17 protein-coding genes are annotated in these 16961 nt (G+C 73.6%); 8 read left to right on the top strand and 9 right to left on the bottom strand.

Features of this window, described 5'->3' with window-relative positions; all coding sequences use genetic code 11:
- Nucleotides 1-50: 50 nt before the first annotated feature.
- The gene (locus tag ACFWXC_RS08715) at nucleotides 51-836 is read right to left on the bottom strand and encodes an SDR family NAD(P)-dependent oxidoreductase (RefSeq protein ID WP_384475221.1); all 786 of its coding nucleotides are present in this window, start codon (nucleotides 834-836) and stop codon (nucleotides 51-53) included.
- A gap of 270 nt (nucleotides 837-1106) precedes the next feature.
- Here ACFWXC_RS08715 and ACFWXC_RS08710 point away from each other — a divergent pair, with 270 nt between their 5' ends.
- Nucleotides 1107-1772: a TetR/AcrR family transcriptional regulator gene (locus ACFWXC_RS08710; protein ID WP_384475218.1), complete on the top strand. Its 666-nt coding sequence runs from the start codon at nucleotides 1107-1109 to the stop codon at nucleotides 1770-1772.
- A 287-nt stretch (nucleotides 1773-2059) separates the two neighbouring features.
- Nucleotides 2060-3133 (top strand): alkene reductase, encoded by a 1074-nt coding sequence (locus ACFWXC_RS08705; RefSeq protein ID WP_384475214.1) that lies wholly within the window; start codon nucleotides 2060-2062, stop codon nucleotides 3131-3133.
- A gap of 195 nt (nucleotides 3134-3328) precedes the next feature.
- Here the strand turns inward: ACFWXC_RS08705 and ACFWXC_RS08700 are convergent, their stop codons facing one another.
- Nucleotides 3329-3703 carry a ferredoxin gene (locus ACFWXC_RS08700; protein ID WP_384475210.1) on the bottom strand — a complete coding sequence of 125 codons (375 nt, stop codon included), beginning with the start codon at nucleotides 3701-3703 and terminating at the stop codon, nucleotides 3329-3331.
- Between the two features lie 137 nt (nucleotides 3704-3840).
- Between ACFWXC_RS08700 and ACFWXC_RS08695 the strand changes: the two genes are divergently transcribed.
- On the top strand, nucleotides 3841-4206 hold the full coding sequence (locus ACFWXC_RS08695; RefSeq protein ID WP_351710653.1) for a DUF6479 family protein: 366 nt from the start codon (nucleotides 3841-3843) through the stop codon (nucleotides 4204-4206).
- 2 nt (nucleotides 4207-4208) lie between these two features.
- On the opposite strand, the gene ACFWXC_RS08690 is transcribed toward ACFWXC_RS08695, so the two are convergent.
- Nucleotides 4209-4664: an RpiB/LacA/LacB family sugar-phosphate isomerase gene (locus ACFWXC_RS08690; RefSeq protein WP_351737986.1), complete on the bottom strand. Its 456-nt coding sequence runs from the start codon at nucleotides 4662-4664 to the stop codon at nucleotides 4209-4211.
- Between the two features lie 36 nt (nucleotides 4665-4700).
- Entirely contained in the window at nucleotides 4701-5096 is a 396-nt protein-coding gene (locus ACFWXC_RS08685) for a peptidoglycan-binding protein (RefSeq protein ID WP_384475206.1), read from the bottom strand.
- A 656-nt stretch (nucleotides 5097-5752) separates the two neighbouring features.
- On the opposite strand from ACFWXC_RS08685, the gene ACFWXC_RS08680 reads away from it, so the two are divergent.
- The 3 genes from ACFWXC_RS08680 to ACFWXC_RS08670 all read left to right on the top strand — a co-directional run bounded on the left by ACFWXC_RS08680 (nucleotide 5753) and on the right by ACFWXC_RS08670 (nucleotide 9040).
- Entirely contained in the window at nucleotides 5753-6775 is a 1023-nt protein-coding gene (locus ACFWXC_RS08680) for a DNA-directed RNA polymerase subunit alpha (RefSeq protein WP_384475203.1), read from the top strand.
- Nucleotides 6776-7196: 421 nt separating this feature from the next.
- Nucleotides 7197-8009 (top strand): class I SAM-dependent methyltransferase, encoded by an 813-nt coding sequence (locus ACFWXC_RS08675; protein ID WP_384475200.1) that lies wholly within the window; start codon nucleotides 7197-7199, stop codon nucleotides 8007-8009.
- A gap of 251 nt (nucleotides 8010-8260) precedes the next feature.
- Nucleotides 8261-9040 (top strand): hypothetical protein, encoded by a 780-nt coding sequence (locus tag ACFWXC_RS08670; RefSeq protein ID WP_384475197.1) that lies wholly within the window; start codon nucleotides 8261-8263, stop codon nucleotides 9038-9040.
- A gap of 25 nt (nucleotides 9041-9065) precedes the next feature.
- Here the strand turns inward: ACFWXC_RS08670 and ACFWXC_RS08665 are convergent, their stop codons facing one another.
- Entirely contained in the window at nucleotides 9066-10154 is a 1089-nt protein-coding gene (locus ACFWXC_RS08665; RefSeq protein WP_384475194.1) for an enoyl-CoA hydratase/isomerase family protein, read from the bottom strand.
- A 22-nt stretch (nucleotides 10155-10176) separates the two neighbouring features.
- On the opposite strand from ACFWXC_RS08665, the gene ACFWXC_RS08660 reads away from it, so the two are divergent.
- Nucleotides 10177-11586: a CoA transferase gene (locus ACFWXC_RS08660; protein ID WP_384475191.1), complete on the top strand. Its 1410-nt coding sequence runs from the start codon at nucleotides 10177-10179 to the stop codon at nucleotides 11584-11586.
- Nucleotides 11583-12974 carry an amidohydrolase family protein gene (locus ACFWXC_RS08655; RefSeq protein WP_384475188.1) on the top strand — a complete coding sequence of 464 codons (1392 nt, stop codon included), beginning with the start codon at nucleotides 11583-11585 and terminating at the stop codon, nucleotides 12972-12974. The genes ACFWXC_RS08660 and ACFWXC_RS08655 overlap by 4 nt, the downstream gene beginning before the upstream one ends.
- On the opposite strand, the gene ACFWXC_RS08650 is transcribed toward ACFWXC_RS08655, so the two are convergent.
- From ACFWXC_RS08650 to ACFWXC_RS08635, 4 genes are read right to left on the bottom strand one after another with little or no spacing between them, the layout of a single operon-like run.
- Entirely contained in the window at nucleotides 12915-13793 is an 879-nt protein-coding gene (locus ACFWXC_RS08650; RefSeq protein WP_384475185.1) for an NAD(P)-dependent oxidoreductase, read from the bottom strand. The two genes, ACFWXC_RS08655 and ACFWXC_RS08650, sit on opposite strands and share 60 nt — an antisense overlap.
- Nucleotides 13793-14392: a DoxX family protein gene (locus ACFWXC_RS08645; protein WP_384475182.1), complete on the bottom strand. Its 600-nt coding sequence runs from the start codon at nucleotides 14390-14392 to the stop codon at nucleotides 13793-13795. Before ACFWXC_RS08645 ends, ACFWXC_RS08650 begins: the two co-directional genes overlap by 1 nt.
- A complete protein-coding gene (locus tag ACFWXC_RS08640; protein ID WP_384475178.1) occupies nucleotides 14389-15297 on the bottom strand; it encodes an alpha/beta hydrolase in 909 nt (302 codons plus the stop codon). The genes ACFWXC_RS08645 and ACFWXC_RS08640 overlap by 4 nt, the downstream gene beginning before the upstream one ends.
- Nucleotides 15294-16955 carry an OB-fold domain-containing protein gene (locus tag ACFWXC_RS08635; protein WP_384475176.1) on the bottom strand — a complete coding sequence of 554 codons (1662 nt, stop codon included), beginning with the start codon at nucleotides 16953-16955 and terminating at the stop codon, nucleotides 15294-15296. Before ACFWXC_RS08635 ends, ACFWXC_RS08640 begins: the two co-directional genes overlap by 4 nt.
- Nucleotides 16956-16961: the final 6 nt, after the last annotated feature.

The raw sequence follows: 16961 nt of genomic DNA, 5'->3' as shown, positions 1-16961 counted from the left end.
TGGACGAGGGTGGGGCGGGTTTGCCGGTCCTGCTTCTCCGGGCTGTCCGCCTAGAACATCCCGCCGTCGAGCCGCAGCGTGCGGCCCGTCATGTAGGCCGCGTCGGCGGAGGCGAGGAAGGCGTATCCGGCGGCGACCTCCGAAGGCTCCGCCAGCCGCCGCAGCGCGACGCCGACCTTCAGCCACTCGGAGAGGTCCTGCTTCCCGGCCAGGTCGGGGTGCAGATAGCTCGCGCCGTTCTCGCGGGCCATGTCCGTGGCGGTGCCGCCCGGGGCGATGGCGTTGATGGTGATGCCCTTCCGGCCGAGTTCCGCGGACAGGTTCAGGACCATCGACTCCACCGCCGCCTTGCTCGCGGCGTACAGCGTGTGTCCGAAGAACGCCTTCGACGCACTCACCGACGAGGTCAGCACGATCCGTCCGCCCTCGCCCATGTGGGGGACGGCATGCTGGACGGCGAACAACTGCCCGCGTGTGTTGACCGCGAAGACACGGTCGAAGTCGGCCGGCGTGATCTTCTCCAGCGCGTCGAAGTGCTCGATACCGGCACAGGACGCGAGCACGTCCAGCCGGCCGAACTCGGCGACCGCCCGCTCGACGAGTGCTCCGGTCTGCTCCGGGACGGCGACATCGGCCTGGACGGCGACAGCGCGACCGCCGCCGTCGCCCAGCTCGGCGACGAGGGCGTCCGCGGCCTCCTGGTTGCCCCGGTAGCCGATCGCCACCGCCGCGCCCTCCTGGACCAGTCGCCTGGCGACAGCGGCGCCGATGCCACGGCTGCCGCCGGTGACGACCGCCACCTTGCCTTCAAAACGTGCCTTCTGCGCGGATGACACCACTGCTCTTCTCCAGGTCTCCAGGGAAACGTCGGGGGGAGTGTCTCTGTGGGCGACGGCCGCGGCGCCCGGACCCGGCGGGAGGCATGCACCGCGCCCGGGGCATAGGCGTCCGGACGTCGCCGGTCTGCGACGGGCACGCCCACCGTAACATCAACCGCAGGAAATCCTTCGGTTAGGCGCCTGCGGGAATTCGGCTGACGTAATCTCGACCCGTCGACCCGCAGTGATCACGGCCGGTCGGCGCGGCCGAGAAAGGACGGGCTCACGGTGGCTTCCCGCACCCCTGGCGACAGCGGCGGACCCCGGCTGCGGGCGGACGCGGCCCGCAACCGGGCGCAGATCCTCGCCGCCGCCCGCACCGCCTTCCGTGAACTGGGCACCGCCGCTCCCCTGGACGAGATCGCCCGCCGCGCCGGCGTGAACATCGCCACGCTCTACCGGCGCTTCCCCGATCGCGAAGCCCTCGTCCAGCAGGTCGTCCTGGACGGGTTCGCCACGGTGGCCGACGCCGCCCGCCGCGCGCTGGACGCCGCACCGCAGGACCCCCTGGCGGCCGTCGAGGGGTTCCTGCTCCACCTGGTCGGCGAACGGGACACGCTCGTCCTCCCCCTGATCGGCGGGCCGGTCGCCACCAGTCCCGAAGCGGTCGAGCTCCAGGGCCGGATCGCACCCCTCCTCGAAGAGGTGCTCACCCTCGCCCGCGCCCGGGGCGCGATCCGGCCCGACGTGACGCACATGGACCTGATCACCACCGGGGCACTGGTCTGCCGGCCCATGCCGTACCTGCCCGCGGAACAGGCCAAGGCCCTGGCCACCCGCCATGTGCGCATCTTCGTGGACGGCCTGCGCCCGAACGACCCCCGCCCGCTGCCGCCCTCCCCGACCCACCGGGAAGTCGCCGCCCATCTGCACACGGGCGCGGAGAGCGACTGAGCCCCGGCAGGGCAGGGCCGACGGGGCGGAACATATTGCCGGCCATTTATTTCTTTCGCGATGCAGGCGACTTCTGAGCGGGTGACGGGATCTCGATCCTCCCGGGATGAAGTCCCAGAACATGCCAGCTCAGAGCCACGCGTGACCCCCTTCGGCGCGACCTCCACCACCCCACAGTGACGCAGGTCACATATGCCCACAGGAAGGGATCATGGAATTTACTTGTTCGGACAGTCAATGGCCGACCCACGGCGGCCGGTACACCCCCTGAACCAAGGATGATGATCATGTCGAAGGCCTTCGAAGCGACCGAACTCGGCGGCAGGCGCCTCGCCAACCGGATCGTGATGGCGCCGATGACCCGCTCCCGCGCCTACGGCGAGGGCAACAGCCCCACCGACCTGATGGCCGAGTACTACACCCAGCGCGCCGGCGCCGGACTGATCATCACGGAGGGCACCCAGCCGTCGGTGGTCGGCCAGGGTTACCCCGACACCCCCGGCATCCACTCCGAGGAGCAGATCGCCGCCTGGCGCAAGGTCACCGACGCCGTCCACGCCGAAGGCGGCGTCATCTACCTCCAGTTGATGCACACCGGCCGGGTCGGCCACCCCTCCCTGATGGGCCGCACCCCGGTCGGCCCCTCCGCGGTCAAAGCCGCAGGCCAGGTCTACACCCACGCCGGCCCGCAGGATTTCGTCACGCCGAAGGAACTCACCAAGGACGAGATCCGGGACACGATCGCGGACTACGCCGACGCGGCCCGCAACGCCGTCGAGGCCGGCTTCGACGGCGTCGAACTGCACGGCGCCAACGGTTACCTCATCCACCAGTTCCTCGCCCCGAACTCCAACACCCGCACCGACGCCTGGGGCGGCAGTCCCGAGCACCGGATCCGGTTCGCCGTCGAGACCGCCAAGGCCGTCGCCGACGCCATCGGCGCCGACCGGACCGGCTTCCGCATCAGCCCCGGCAACCCGTACAACGACATCGACGAGAGCGACCGGACCGACGTCGACGCCACCTACACCGCCCTCGTCGACGCCCTCGCCCCGCTGAACCTGGCCTACCTCCACCAGATGGAAGCCCCCGAGGTCCGCGACCTGACCCTGCGCCTGCGCAAGGCCTGGCCCACCACCTACATCCTCAACCCCTTCACCGGCATGGAGCCCACCGGCCCGGACGCGCTGGCCCTGGTCGACGACGGCACCACCGACCTCATCGCCTACGGCGCGCTCTTCCTCGCCAACCCCGACCTGCCCGTGCGCCTCGCCCAAGGCGGCCCCTTCAACACCCCGGACCGCGCCACGAGCTTCGGCGGCGACCACACCGGCTACACCGACTACCCCGCCCTCGGCTGACCCCGAGCCCGCAGCCACCTCCGGCACCCCGCGGCGCCCATCGGCCCACGGCCGGGGCGCCGCGGCGTCGCAACTCCCAGAGCCTCCCGGAGCTACCTGGCGAGGATGCACACGAGCCGCCAGACTAAGCCGCCGCAACGGCACCTGGCAGGGCTCCGCCGAACTGGTGACCGATCCGTTCCCGGAGGCCACCGTTCAGGCCAGGACCGCCATGAACTCCGTGCAGGCCACGGCGCACGCCCGGCAGGCGGCCGCGCTCTCCTCGGCGCCGGGGCGGGCGTCGAAGGCCTGCGCGCACTGGAGGCAGATCGTCCGGCACCACTCCAGCTGGACGCGCAGGCCGGCCTCGTCCCGGGCGTTCTCCTCGGTCAGCGCCCGGCAGGTCGCGTCGCACACCTCGGCGCACATGATGCCCGTACGGCGAACCCGCTCCAGCTCGACCGTCCCGTCGGGATCGAACACACCGGCGCGCAGCGCACACAGCCGAGCACACTCCGTACAGGCCTGGGCGCAGGCGAAACGATCCTCGAGGTATCCGTAGAGCTCCTGTTGAGAAGTCGTCGACGTCATGCACCCCGGGTTGCCGAGGTGCACCCCCGGCAAACCCGTCGCCGGGGGCGGTTCCGGTGGCCGCGGTCGCCCGCCGTGCACGACCGGCCACCGAGCGCGTCCGGTTCGTCCCGTTCTGGGTGGGGTATCCCCTTGCTATGAGTACGGTATCGATGGAGCTGGCCGCTCCCAGCGGCCTGTTGAGTCTCGGGCTGTTCGTGGTGGCGGTGGCCGTACTGGCGATGCTCGCCGGGGGCTTCTGGCTGGGCAACCGTGTCAAGTACCGCGAGTCGCTCCGGCCGCGCCCCGATGAGCAGCCGAAGCTACCGCCGGAGGGCGCGGTCCATGAGATCCGGGAGAACCGTGAGTCGGAGGAGATTCCCCGGATGCCCAAGGGCGGACGTCCGCTCACTCCCTACGAGCTGAGCAATCAGCAGACCAGGCCGAGTACGTCGACGGACCGGCCGCGCTGGAGCAAGGGCAGCAGCGGCTCGTTCGGCGGTGGCGGGCTCGGCGCCCACTGACCCTAGACAGCCCCCCGGCCCGCGTCGAGACGTCCGACGTGGGCCACGTTCCCGAGATCCTCGGCGTCCTGGCTCGGCGTTGCCGCGAACCAGGCGTCGAGGATCTCCTTGAGCACCGGCTGCGAGGTCAGGCGCAGGCTCAGGGCGAGAACGTTGGCGTCGTTCCAGCGGCGGGCGCCGTCGGCGGTGTACGCGTCCGTGCACAGGGCGGCGCGGACGCCGGGCACCTTGTTCGCGGCGATCGAGGCTCCGGTGCCGGTCCAGCAGCAGACGATCGCCTGATCGGCGCCGCCGGCGGCGACCTCGCGGGCGGCCGCCTCCGAGCAGACCGCCCACTGCGGGTCGGCCCCCGGCTCCAGCGCGCCGTACGTACGCACCTCGTGGCCCCGGCGCCGCAGTTCCTCGACGAGGAGGCGCGCGACAGGTTCGTCCATGTCGGAGGAGACGGAGATCATCATGATTTTCTCTCTTCTCCCCCGCCCAGCGGGCCAAACTCACCCGTTGCGCAGCCTCGTCCACGTGTTCGGGCCGATGATGCCGTCGGCGGTCAGGCCGCGGCTGGTCTGGAACGACTTGGCGGCACTGGTGGTGAGGGGGCCGAAGACGCCGTCGACTCCCCTCGGGCCCACATAGAAGCCCCAGACCTGGAGCAAGCACTGGGCCTCGCTCACCACGTTTCCGGCGGCGCCCTCACGGATCGTGGGCGGCGTGAGCCGGTTGTCGAAGCCACAGAAGGCCGGATCCTTGGCCGCGGAGGGGCCTGCGGCGGCGAACGGGGCAGCGGCGGCGGGCTGAGTCCTCGCAGGAGCGGGAGCCGCGGCGGCGACAGCGGCCGCGCCGGCCAGCACGAGGACGGCGACGGAGGCTGTGAAACCTCGTTTGATCTGCATGATGCTCCTTTGGGGATGATCGAGAGGCGCCTCGGACGTGGCTGACGCGGTCCCGCTGCGAGACCGCTCCGAACGCCCGCACACCAAGAGTGACTGATCCGACACGTAGAGCCATAGAGCGCGTGAGGTGGCGCGTGGGGCAGGTCATCACCGACAGGCGGTCATCCCCCTGTGGGCGTGTACCGGCTCACCCGGGCGTATGTCCGAAGCGCGGCGCGTACGCCGTTACCGCAGGCAGAGCGCCTTCATGAAGCCATCGGCCGGCTGAGCACGGACACGTCGGGAAGCTCTCGATTCGCCCGCCTCCCGGCACGGGGCAACGCCGGCCGGGGTCCGCGCCCGCACACAGCCACGTGGACAGCGCCGCGCACAGCAGGTCGTACGGCCGGGTCTCATGCCGGATCCGGTCATGATCACGGCATCGCCCTGGCCATGGCATCGCATGTATGTCCGACCGTCCTGCACGCCCGAGAGCTGCACCCGGGCCGAGCAGAAGCGGCGGTAGGGGCGGTCGGAGGGGCAGCCGGAAGCCACCTCGCAGAAATGGAGTCGGGCGGGTCCGGCCTCATCGCAGGCCTCATCGCCCGAGCCGCCGTACTCTTCGGAGTGTCTACGGCGTCACATAGCGGGCGCCAAACCACTGGAGGCAACACCTCGTGCTGATTGCTCAGCGTCCGTCCCTGACCGAAGAAGTCGTCGACGAGTTCCGGTCCCGGTTCGTGATCGAACCGCTGGAGCCGGGATTCGGCTACACCCTCGGCAACTCCCTCCGTCGCACCCTCCTCTCGTCGATCCCCGGCGCTGCTGTCACCAGCATCCGTGTCGACGGTGTCCTGCACGAGTTCACCACCGTGCCGGGCGTCAAGGAGGATCTCACCGACCTGATCCTCAACATCAAGCAGCTGGTCGTGAGCAGCGAACACGACGAGCCGGTCGTGATGTACCTGCGCAAGCAGGGCCCGGGTCTCGTCACCGCCGCCGACATCGCGCCCCCGGCCGGTGTCGAGGTGCACAACCCCGATCTGGCCCTCGCCACGCTCAACGGCAAGGGCAAGCTGGAGATGGAGCTGACGGTCGAGCGCGGCCGCGGTTACGTCTCCGCCGTGCAGAACAAGCAGGTGGGCCAGGAGATCGGCCGTATCCCGGTCGACTCCATCTACTCGCCGGTGCTCAAGGTCACGTACAAGGTCGAGGCGACCCGTGTCGAGCAGCGCACCGACTTCGACAAGCTGGTCGTCGACGTCGAGAGCAAGCAGGCGATGCGGCCGCGTGACGCCATGGCGTCGGCCGGCAAGACCCTGGTCGAGCTGTTCGGTCTCGCCCGCGAGCTGAACATCGACGCCGAGGGCATCGACATGGGCCCGTCCCCGACGGACGCCGCCCTGGCCGCCGACCTGGTCCTGCCGATCGAGGAGCTCGACCTCACCGTCCGGTCGTACAACTGCCTCAAGCGCGAGGGCGTCCACTCCGTGGGAGAACTCGTGGCGCGCTCCGAGGCCGACCTCCTGGACATCCGCAACTTCGGTGCGAAGTCCATCGACGAGGTCAAGGCGAAGCTGGCCGGCATGGGCCTGGCCCTCAAGGACAGCCCGCCCGGATTCGACCCGACCGCCGCCGCCGACGCCTTCGGCGCGGGCAATGACGCGGACACGGGCTTCGCGGAGACCGAGCAGTACTGAACGCTGCGTTAAGGCCGGGTCACGGGGGGGCCGGCGACGAGGAGACGGGACGGCGGACTCCGAGAGGAGGTGTTGCGGCAGGGGTGACGCGACGAACCTTCGGAGACGGAGATCCGCCTGCCCGGCGCCTGGTCCGGAGGAGCCCCCGCTCAACACCCTCTTCCTCGTCCAGCGGCCGGGCTCCGACAGCAACCCGGACGTGGCCCGGGTCCGCGCGTGCCAGCATGCGGCCGCCCACGACTGGTGAGGCCGATCGGGTCAGGCGCGGCGCGCCTCGGGTGTGCGGGCGGTCGTCGGTGGAGGATCGGTGCCGCGGCTGCCCTGGGACGGGCCGCACCGCCACGTGAGGAGGCCCGGCCATGAAACTCCGCGACCACCCGCTGTTCCGGCCGCTCGGGCTCGGCGGCACTCCGGTGGCGGCATGACCGCCGCTCCGGGCGGCGGCCGCTACGGCGAGGCCGTCTTCCGTCCCGAACAGGCGGGCGAGGGCGAGCGCATCGACGTCGGCGCCCTCGTCTACGACGACCTCACCGTGGCGCGGCTGCGGGCGCTCGGGGCCGGCCCGGGCTGGCGTTGCCTGGACGTGGGCGCCGGCACGGGCACGGTCTCGCGCAGGCTCCTGGACGAGGCCGGGGTGGAGAACGTGCTCGCCGTGGACCGGGACGTACGTTTCCTGACCGAGCGGCCCGGGCTCGATGTGCTGGAGGCCGACATCACCGCCGCCCCGGACTCGATCCGCGGCCGGTTCCGGCTCGTCCACGCACGCTTCGTGCTGATGCACCTGTCCGACCACGACCGCCTGATCACCGCGTTGGCCGGACTCGTGGAGCCGGGCGGGGTGCTGGTGCTCAGCGACGCGGTCGACCTGACGAGCGACCGGACGCCCGGCACGCCGTACTCCACGGTGATGCGGGCGATGTGGCAGGGGCTGCGGGCGACCATCGGCACCGACGTCTCCTGGGTGCCGTCGTATCCGCAACTGCTGCGGGGGGCGGGGCTGGTGTCCGTCGCAGCCGAGATCCATGTGCCGCCGCTGCTGCCGGGCAGTCCCATCAGCCGCTTCTGGGCGGACACCTGGGAGCGGAGCCGGGCGGCGATGCTCGCCACCGGCCTGGTCGACGACGCGGCCGTCGACGCGGGGGTCCGCTATCTGGCCTCCGAGGAGTGCGCCGCGCTGTCCGCCGGCATGCTGACCGCTTGGGGACGTAAACCCGAGGACGAGGCTACGCGCTGACGCGCCGCGAACAGCGGTCTCCCGCCCCCGGTGCACGGTGTCGAGCTGCGCGGCCCACCGCGGTTCGCGTACGGCGGTGACTCCGCGTACCCGGTCGTATCCACGTCTCGCATCTGCGCAGAAACAGCACACAGGCTGCACACTGCCCAGCCAAAGGCTCGCTACCGTTCTGGCCGTTCGATCCCACGTGCGATCGAGATCAGGCCACGGCCGAGGACGCCGCTGGCGCAGTCGAGTCAGGAAGACCGCGGATGGACTACTGCTCCTCGTGCCGTCGGCACCTCAACGGCGCCCTGGCGTGCCCCGGTTGCGGCGCCTACGCCCCGGACATCGCGCCCCGCGTCGTCGCGACGCCCTGGCAGGCCCCGGCCGACAGCGCCTGGCACGACGACACGGACGCGTACGCGGACGAGGCGGAAGAGGCCGCCGAAGTCCCGAACGACGACTCCTCCGCCATGTCTGCCGGGCCCCTCGGCCGGGCGGCCCGGCGCCGTCAGCGGGCCCGCTGGAAGAAGACCCAGCGGCGGGCCCTGGTGGCCACCGCGGTCGCCCTGGTCGGCGGCGGGCTGACCGTCGCCTCGCTGGACCGGCAGTCCACGGACCGGGCACAGGCGGCCAGCGCCCCGGACACCACGACCATGGGAGTCGCGGACGAGGAGGCCACGGAGCCCACGCCGTCGGCGTCGACACCGACCGGCCGCCACCGGGCCCCGGACCCCACCACCCCCTCCGCCCGGTCGACGGCCACCGCCAACGCGCCGCACGAGCAGACCGCCGGCACGCCCGAGGCCACCCCGGCGTCCCGTCGGCTCACCATCACGTCGGTGCCGTCCACGAGGTCGTCCACCGCCCAGCCCCAGGCCGCGGCCGCTGCCGCTGCCCCGGCCTCCGGTAGCACCGCCACCCCGTCGGAGCCGGCGGCCACGCCGACACCCAGCGCCGGCGACAGCACACCGGCGCCGACGGCGACTCCCGCCCCGACCGCGACCTCGCCGTCGCAACTCTGTCTGCTGGTCATCTGCATCGGCTGAGGCAGGCACCACCTCGACGGGCGTCTCATTCCTCGATCCGGTCCACCAGTCCCCAGGCCAGGGCACGTTCGGCGGGGACGGGGCGGCCGTCGAGGGCCAGGTACAGGGTGCGTCGGCGGCCGATCCGGCGCGGGATGCTCACCGTGCCTCCGGCGCCGGGGATCAGGCCCATGGACAGTTCGGGCAGCCGGACGGTGGTGCCGGGTGCTGCCAGGACCCGGGTGGCGAAGGCCGGGAGTTCGATGCCCGCGCCGACGCAGGTCCCGTGGATCCTCGCGGTGAGCCGTCCACCGAGGGCGTGCAGACGGGCCGCCGCACCCGCCCGGGTGCGGATCAGATGCGCGGTGGCGAGGTCACCGGCCGCACCGAACTCGTCCAGGTCGCCGCCGGAGCTGAAACAGGGGCCGTTGCCGTCGAGGACCACCTCGCGCACGGTCTCGTCCCAGACGGCGATGTCGAGGGCCGCGGCCAGGGCGTCACGCAGTTCCGCGCCGTGCGCGTTGCGCCGCTCGGGCCGGTTGAGGGTGATCCGCAGCAGGTCGCCCTCGCGGCACGCCAGCACGGGGTCGCCGGTCGCGCGCGGCGGCGCGGGCCGTGCTCCGCGGGCCGCCAGCCAGCCGGCGAAGCCGGCCCCGCCGAGCAGCGTCGAGTACGCCAGCGACTCCAGGTCGAGGGCCTGGGGCACCGGCAACCGCCCTGCCATGCCCAGGACTTGACGCAGCACCAGGGCCGCCTGCGGCTGTTCCGCCGCCCGGGCGCGCAGCAACTCCGCCTCGGCGGCCGGGTCCGTGACCGCCACCGTGGCCGGGTGCCCGGCGGCGTCCGCCGCGCCGAGACGGTCGCCCGGAGCCCGTACCAGCGTCAGGTCCAGGGCGTTCAGGAGGATTTCCGGACAGGGGGGAACCTGTCGGCGGGTGCGGCCGACCAGCAGTCGGTCGCTGTCCCGGGCCCGGCGGACGGCCTGCTCCAGGTCGGCGGCGGTGGGTGCTGCGGTCCCCGGGTCCAGATCGACGACCAGCAAAGGCCGGAACGGCTTCGCCCGCGCGTCCAGCAGGTCGGCGTCCGCCGCCCCGGCCGCGAGTTCGGTGAGAGAGAGCGCTGTGGTCGCGGACACCTCTCTGATCTACCATCCCCGCATGGCCGACGGGGCATCTGGCGGTACGACAGGATCCTTCCGGCGCCCGGCATCCGACCGTACCCGCTCGGCCCCCGACCGTACCTGCCCGGGATCCGGCAGTACCCGCCCGGCACCCGGTGGTCCGCCGGTGCCGCCCGGGGGCGGGCCGGGTGCCGACGCGACCCGGTCGGCACGTCGCTGGCCGGACACCGGCCCCGCCCGTGTCGCCGAGGACTGGGCCCGCAGCGGGGTCCCCGTCCTGACCGGTCACGCCGACGGGCCCCCGCTGCTGCCTCCCGGTGCGGCGGCCACCTTCGCGGCCTGGCTGGCCGATCACATCGCCGCCGCCGGTGCGGCGGGGTTCGACGGGGCCCGGTTGCTCGCCGAGCGGGCCGCGCTCAGCGGGCGCGGGCGGCAGGGGCGGCGGTCGGTGGGGGGCAGTTGCCGGCTGCTGCCCACCAGGGACGGCTGGGCCGCCGTGTCCGACGCGCGTCCCGACGACCCGCTGCTGTGGAGCGCGCTGATCGGCCGGGACCTCGATGCGGGGGCCCTGCCCGCGCGGCTGGCCGAGTGGCTGGCCGCGCACGAGGGCGACGACCTGGACGAGCGGGTCGGACTCCTCGGACTCGCGGGCGGTTCGGTCCGGCCGCGGCCGGAGCGGACCTGCCCGCTGCCCGGCACGCCTCGCGACGGAGCGGGGCTGCTGGTGGTCGACTTCAGCGCCCTGTGGGCGGGCCCCCTGTGCGCGCATCTGCTGGGCGCGGCGGGGGCCAGGGTGGTCAAGGTGGAGACCCCGTCCCGCCCGGACGGGGCACGCTTCGGCGATCCGGTCTTCTACGACCTGCTGCACGCGGGACACGCCTCGGTCGTGCTCGACCCCATGGACACGCGGGGCCGTGCCGCCCTGCACGAGCTGGTCGGCCGGGCGGATGTGGTCGTGGAGGCCTCCCGGCCCCGCGCGCTGGCGGGGTTCGGGCTGGACGCCGGGGCGGAGGCGGCCCGCGGCTGCGTCTGGATCTCCGTCACGGCGCACGGACGGGCCGCGGGGCGGGTCGGCTTCGGTGACGACGTGGCCGCCGCCCGCGGACTCCTCGGCGCGGACGCGGAGGGGCTGCCCGTGTTCGCCGGTGACGCGGTGGCCGACCCGCTGACCGGCCTGCTCGCCGCGGCGCTCGCCCTGTCCGAACGGCCCGGGGGCGGCGGTGCGGTCCTGGACGTGTCGATGGCGGACGTCGTGTCCGCCTGTCTCTCCGTGTCCGCCGGCCAGGACGCCCGGGTCGTGGGACACGGCGACGGCTGGCTGCTGGACACCGGCGGCACCTCCCATCCGCTGGCCGCCCCGCGTCCGCGCCGTCCGGCCGGCTCCGCCCCTGCGAGCGGCGCCGACACCGCCGCGGTGCTGCGCGAGCTGGGGATCCCGCTGCCGTGAGCGGGCTGCTGATCCGGGACGCGGAGGTCGACGGCCGACGGTGCTCCGTCCGCGTCCGGGACGGCCTGGTCGAGGAGTTGGGCGCGGTACCGGCGCGGGCCCCCGGTGAGGAGGAGATCGACGCGGCGGGCGGTGCCCTGCTGCCCGGCCTGACCGACCATCATCTCCACCTGTTCGCGCTGGCGGCCGCGTTCGCGTCGGTACGCTGCGGTCCCCCGGACGTCCGCGACCGCCCGGCGCTGCGGGCGGCGCTGCACCGGGCGGCTCCGGACCGGCACGGCTGGGTCCGGGGCATCGGCTACGCCGAACGGGTCGCCGGAGCGCTGGACGCCACCGGGCTGGACGCGCTGCGCGCGGACGTCCCGGTGCGGGTGCAGCACCGGAGCGGCGCCCTGTGGGTGCTCAACTCCCGTGCGGCCGAACGGGCCGGCCTCCGGTCCGGACGCCATCCCGGCATCGAACGCGATGCCGCCGGAGCACCGACGGGGCGGCTGTGGCGGGCCGACGACTGGCTGCGCGGCCGGCTGCCCGAGACCGCCCCGCCGTCCCTCACGGCGGTGGGCCGCCGGCTCGCCGGGTACGGCATCACCGCGGTCACCGACGCCACCCCGCGTCTGGCCCCCGACGCCGTCGGCGCACTGGCCGAGGAGGCGGGAAGCGGCCGGCTGCCGCAACGGCTGCTGCTGCTCGGGGCGCCGCTCAGCACCCCGCCGTCCGCCCGGCCGGCGCCCGGGCCCTGGAAGATCGTCCTCGCGGACTCCGTACTGCCGGACTTCGGCGGGCTGACCGAGGAGATCGACGCGGCGCACCGGCAGGGCCGTCCGGTCGCCGTGCACACGGTCACGGCCGCCTCGCTCGCCCTGCTGCTCGCGGCGCTCGAACAGACCGGCGCCCTGCCCGGGGACCGGGTCGAACACGCCGCCGTGGTCCCGGCGGAGGCCGTGCCCGTCGTACGCCGTCTGGGGCTGCGCGTGGTCACCCAGCCCGGTTTCCTCGCCGACCGCGGCGACGCCTTCCTCGACGGCACCCCGGCGCACGAGCACGACGGCCTGTACCGCTGCGCCTCGTTCCTCCGCGCCGGCGTCCCGCTGGCCCTGTCGAGCGACGCCCCGTACGGACCGCTCGACCCCTGGTCCGTGATCCGGGCGGCCACCACGCGCCACGTCCCCGGCGGGCGGACCGCGAACCCCGCCGAACGCCTCACCGCCGCCCAGGCGCTGACGGCGTACCTCTCACCGCCCCACGCCCCCGGCTCCCCTCCCCCGCGCCTGCGCCCCGGCTCGCCCGCCGACCTGCTCCTCCTCGCCGTCCCGCTGGCCGACGCCCTGTCAGATCCGTCGGCCGATCTTGTGCGGCTGACTCTCATCGGGGGGAGGATCCTCCGCTGACGGCCGTCGGCCGTTCATCAGGGCGAGGGCGGCACCCGCGGCCGTCAGGACGATGTCCGGTTCGGCACCCGCGGCCCCGGTGACGTCGGTGAGCAGACGGACGTCCTTGCGCAGCAGAGGACCGGCCTGGGCGGCGAACCGGTCCAGGGTGCCGCCGGCCGCCGCGACCCGGTCCAGTGCGAAGCCGGCCGCGCTGCCGTGCGCGAGGACCCGGGCAAGGGCGGCCGGATCGATCGCCAGGTTCCGGCCTAGGGCCAGGGTGTCGGCGGCGGTGGCCAGGTTGGCCGTGAACAGGACGTTGTTGAGGAGTTTCGCCAGCTGGCCGGTGCCGAGCGGGCCCATGTGCACGACCGGGTCCGCGTAGGTCGCGAACACCGGACGGCAGTACGCCACCGTGCCGGGCTCGCCGCCTGCCATCACCACCAGCCGGCCCTCGGCCGCCGCCGGACCGCCGCCGCTCACCGGAGCGTCGACCAGGGTGACTCCGTGCGTGCGGGCGTGGTCGGCGAGGCGCCGGCAGGTGTCGGGGTGGACGGTGCTGTGCACGGCGACCACTCCGCCCCGGCGCAGCCCGGCGAGGACACCGTGCGCGCCGGTGAGGACCTCCTCGACGTCTGCTTCGTCGACGACGCAGACGCACACCAGGTCGCTGGCGGCGGCCAGGTCGGCGGGGGACGCGGCCCGCCGGGCCGGGGTGTCGGCGAAGGGGACGAGGGCGGCGGGGCGGCGGGCCCACAGAGTCGTCTCGTAGCCCGCGTCGACGATCCGGCGGGCCATCGGGGCGCCCTGGCTGCCGAGTCCGATGAATCCGACGCGCATCAACCGGCCTCCTGCTCACGGGGTTCGGGGCCCGGCGCCGGTTCCGGCGCGGGCCTGGGGCTGGGCGTGGGCCCGGGGCTGCCGCTGGAGCTGGAGCTGGGGCTGGGGCTGGGGCTGGGGCGCCAGAACGTGGCGAAGAGTCCGGTGGTGGCCACCACGGCCGCCCCCAGTGCGATGCCGGCGCCCGCCCAGCCGTCCCGGTCGAGACCGGCCGCGTCGTCCACGGAGGCACTGCCCGGTCCCAGTGCGGCCAGCGCCAGTGCCACGACGGCGAGGGTGAGGACGTACTCGTAGCCCTCCTTGAAGACGAAGAAGCCGTGCGGCCGGTGGGCGAGCAGGCCCGCCACCAGCATCACCGAGATGACGGCCGCGCAGGCCAGCGGGGTGAGCAGGCCGGCCAGCAGCAGCACCCCGGCGCCGATCTCGGTCGCCACGCTCAGCCAGGCCTGGAGGGTGCCGTGGGTGAGTCCGAGGCCGGTGAACCAGCGGGCGGTGCCGGCGATACGGCCGCCGCCGCGCCAGTGGTGGAGACCCTGCGCGATCATGACGACACCCAGGACCAGGCGCAGCAGCAGTGCGACGGTGTCGGCTTGGTTCATCCCGCTCTCCCTTGTCGTGGCGGCGCGGCGAGACCCGCCTCCCGGGTCACCGCGCACTCCTCGGCGAACGACAGCACCCTCAGGTGGTAGGCCCGGGCCGAGTGACCGAGGCTCAGGTTGTGCCCGGCGTCGGGCTGTTCGTTGACACGGACGCGGGGCGATGCCGTGAAGAGGCCGGCGATGTCGGCGAGGGCGGCGGGGCCCGCGCTCCACACCTCCTCGTGGTCACCGAGGCTGACCTGCACGGGGACGGGCACGCGTGCGGCCAGCTCCGGGAACTCGTGGCGCCAGCCGCGTGCGGCGGACTCGTACGCGGGTGAGGGAGCCGCGATGCCCGCGCCGCCGAGGATCTCCGGCGGGTAGAGGTGGCCCGCGCCCCAGAGCGCTTCCCGCAGCCGGGAGCGGGCCCGGCGCAGTTCCTCGTCGCCGTGTTCCAGGAAGCTCACCGAGCGCGGGTGGTGGTGCCGTCCGGTGCCGGCGATCTCCAGGCCGAGCAGCTCTCGTCCCCGTTCGTCGGCGGCCATCCGCACCGCGAGTTCGCTGCCGGCGGAGTGGGCCGTCAGGAACACGCCCGCGCCGGTGGGACAGGAGGCGAGCAGACGGTCGAGGGCCGCGTAGGCGATGTCGACCCGCCGGGCCGGGTCGGTGAGCCGGTGGGCGTGGGGCAGGGAGGCGCCGTAGCCGGGCCGGTCGAGGGCGACGACGGTGAAGCCGAGGGCGGCTCCGGTGCGCAGCAGCGAGAGCCTCGGTCGGCCCGGGCAGTCGAAGTACGCCGAGTCGGTGCCGCCGCCGTGCAGGGCGAGGACGACGGCCCGTGGCCGCGGTACCCGACTCGCCCGGTACGACAGCGGGATGCCGTCGACGGTGACGGCGCCGGGCGCCACGTCCGGCTGGCTCTCTGTCACGTGTCCGTCCTGAGGAGAAGGACCCCGCTGGGGGTGAGCCCGCCGGAGCTGACCACGGCGACCCGGGCCCCGGGCACCTGGCGCGCGCCGCCCTCGCCGCGCAGCTGGACGATCGCCTCGTGGACGAGGCCCATGCCGTGGGTGCGGCCGTGGGAGAGCTGGCCGCCGTGGGTGTTGAGGGGCAGTACGCCGTCGCGGGCGATGTTCTTGCCGCCGTCCAGGAAGTCCTTCGCCTCGCCGATGCCGCAGAAGCCCAACGCCTCTATCCAGGACAGGCAGTTGAAGGTGAAGCCGTCGTAGAGCTCGGCGACGTCGACGTCGGTGGGTCGCAGGGTGGTGCGGGTCCACAGGTGGGCGGACTGGCCGAGGGTCTGGGGTTCGTGGGTGAGGGTGCTCTGGTCCCATTCGAGGCGTTCGGTGATCCGGGTGCCGACGGCCTCGACGAGGACGGGCGGCTTGGCCAGGTCGCGTGCGGCGTCCACGGCGGAGACGACGACGGCCACCGCGCCGTCGCAGGGGACGTCGCAGTCGTAGAGGCCGAAGGGGGTGGTGATGGGGCGGGCCCGGAGGTAGTCGTCCATCGTCATCGGGCCGCGGTAGACGGCGGTGGGGTGCAGGGCCGCGTTGGCGCGCTGGTTGAGGGCGATCCAGCCGAGGGTCTCGCGGGTGGTGCCGTAACGGTGCATGTGGCGTTGGGCGTTCTGGGCCAGGGTGTGGGCGGCGGAGGTGGCGCCGAAGGGGTTGAGCCAGCCGGGGTCCGGGCCGGCCGGCGGGGATATCCGGCCCTGCTTGACCAGTTCGCCGTAGCTGGCCTCCCACAGCGTGCGGAAGCAGAGCACGTGCCGGGCGAGGCCGCCGGCGATCGCCAGCATCGCCGCGATGAGCGAGCCGCCGGGGCCGAAGGTCTCGCCGCCGCCCTGGTGCCAGGTCGGCTGGATGCCGAGGGCGGACTCCAGTGCCGTGATGCCGCCTTCGGCGAAGCCGCCGTAGGCGCCGGCACCCGGGTAGGTGGCGAGGCCGTCGATGTCGTCCAGGGTGAGGCCGGCGTCGGCGACCGCGGCCTCGCAGGCCTGGACGGTGAGGGAGAGCGGGGGGACCATCAGGCGGCGGCCGAGCGGGGAGGCGCCGATGCCGGTGAGGGCGACCTTGTCCTCGAACTTCTCCGTGGTGGTCATCGGCCTTGTACGGGTGCGTACTTGGTCCGGTTCGACCTCGTCGGCGGGGAGCGGGGCGGGTTGCCCCTGTTCGGCGGCCGGCCGGAACAGCGGCAGCCACACCTCCTCCCCCGCCCGCTCGAAGACGACCTCCATGCGCATGCCGAGGGCGAGTTCGCCGGGGTCGCACTCGACGGCGTTGGTGGTGAGACGGATCCGGGGGTCCTCTTCGAGGGCGACCTGGGCGACGACGTACGGTGCCGGCAGGCCGGGCAGGCGGAAGCGGTGGCTGACGGTGAAGCCGATGAGGGTGGCGCGGCCGGAGACGGCCCGTACGCCCATCTCCCGGCCACGGCAGTACCGGCAGACGGGCTGCGGCGGGTGGATGAGGGCGGTGCAGGAGGTGCACTCCTGGATCCGCAGCCGGCCGTCCGCCCCCGAGGTCCAGTAGAACTCGGTCTGGTCGGTGATCAGGGGCAGGGGGCGTCCCGAGGATGGGGCCACTGGGCG

The sequence above is a fragment of the Streptomyces sp. NPDC058683 genome, assembly GCF_042716195.1.
GTDB lineage: Bacteria > Actinomycetota > Actinomycetes > Streptomycetales > Streptomycetaceae > Streptomyces.
Note: the sequence above shows the minus strand (reverse complement) of the source record. Positions and strands in the feature narration are given on the sequence as shown.

What these genes read in the sequence shown, in the direction of transcription:
- ACFWXC_RS08685 (WP_384475206.1), bottom strand. Translation starts at nt 5,096, where the DNA reads ATGCAGATCAAACGAGGTTTCACAGCCTCCGTCGCCGTCCTCGTGCTG.
- ACFWXC_RS08670 (WP_384475197.1), top strand. Translation starts at nt 8,261, where the DNA reads ATGGACTACTGCTCCTCGTGCCGTCGGCACCTCAACGGCGCCCTGGCG.
- ACFWXC_RS08675 (WP_384475200.1), top strand. Translation starts at nt 7,197, where the DNA reads ATGACCGCCGCTCCGGGCGGCGGCCGCTACGGCGAGGCCGTCTTCCGT.
- ACFWXC_RS08705 (WP_384475214.1), top strand. Translation starts at nt 2,060, where the DNA reads ATGTCGAAGGCCTTCGAAGCGACCGAACTCGGCGGCAGGCGCCTCGCC.
- ACFWXC_RS08645 (WP_384475182.1), bottom strand. Translation starts at nt 14,392, where the DNA reads ATGAACCAAGCCGACACCGTCGCACTGCTGCTGCGCCTGGTCCTGGGT.
- ACFWXC_RS08650 (WP_384475185.1), bottom strand. Translation starts at nt 13,793, where the DNA reads ATGCGCGTCGGATTCATCGGACTCGGCAGCCAGGGCGCCCCGATGGCC.
- ACFWXC_RS08700 (WP_384475210.1), bottom strand. Translation starts at nt 3,703, where the DNA reads ATGACGTCGACGACTTCTCAACAGGAGCTCTACGGATACCTCGAGGAT.
- ACFWXC_RS08660 (WP_384475191.1), top strand. Translation starts at nt 10,177, where the DNA reads ATGGCCGACGGGGCATCTGGCGGTACGACAGGATCCTTCCGGCGCCCG.
- ACFWXC_RS08695 (WP_351710653.1), top strand. Translation starts at nt 3,841, where the DNA reads ATGAGTACGGTATCGATGGAGCTGGCCGCTCCCAGCGGCCTGTTGAGT.
- ACFWXC_RS08690 (WP_351737986.1), bottom strand. Translation starts at nt 4,664, where the DNA reads ATGATGATCTCCGTCTCCTCCGACATGGACGAACCTGTCGCGCGCCTC.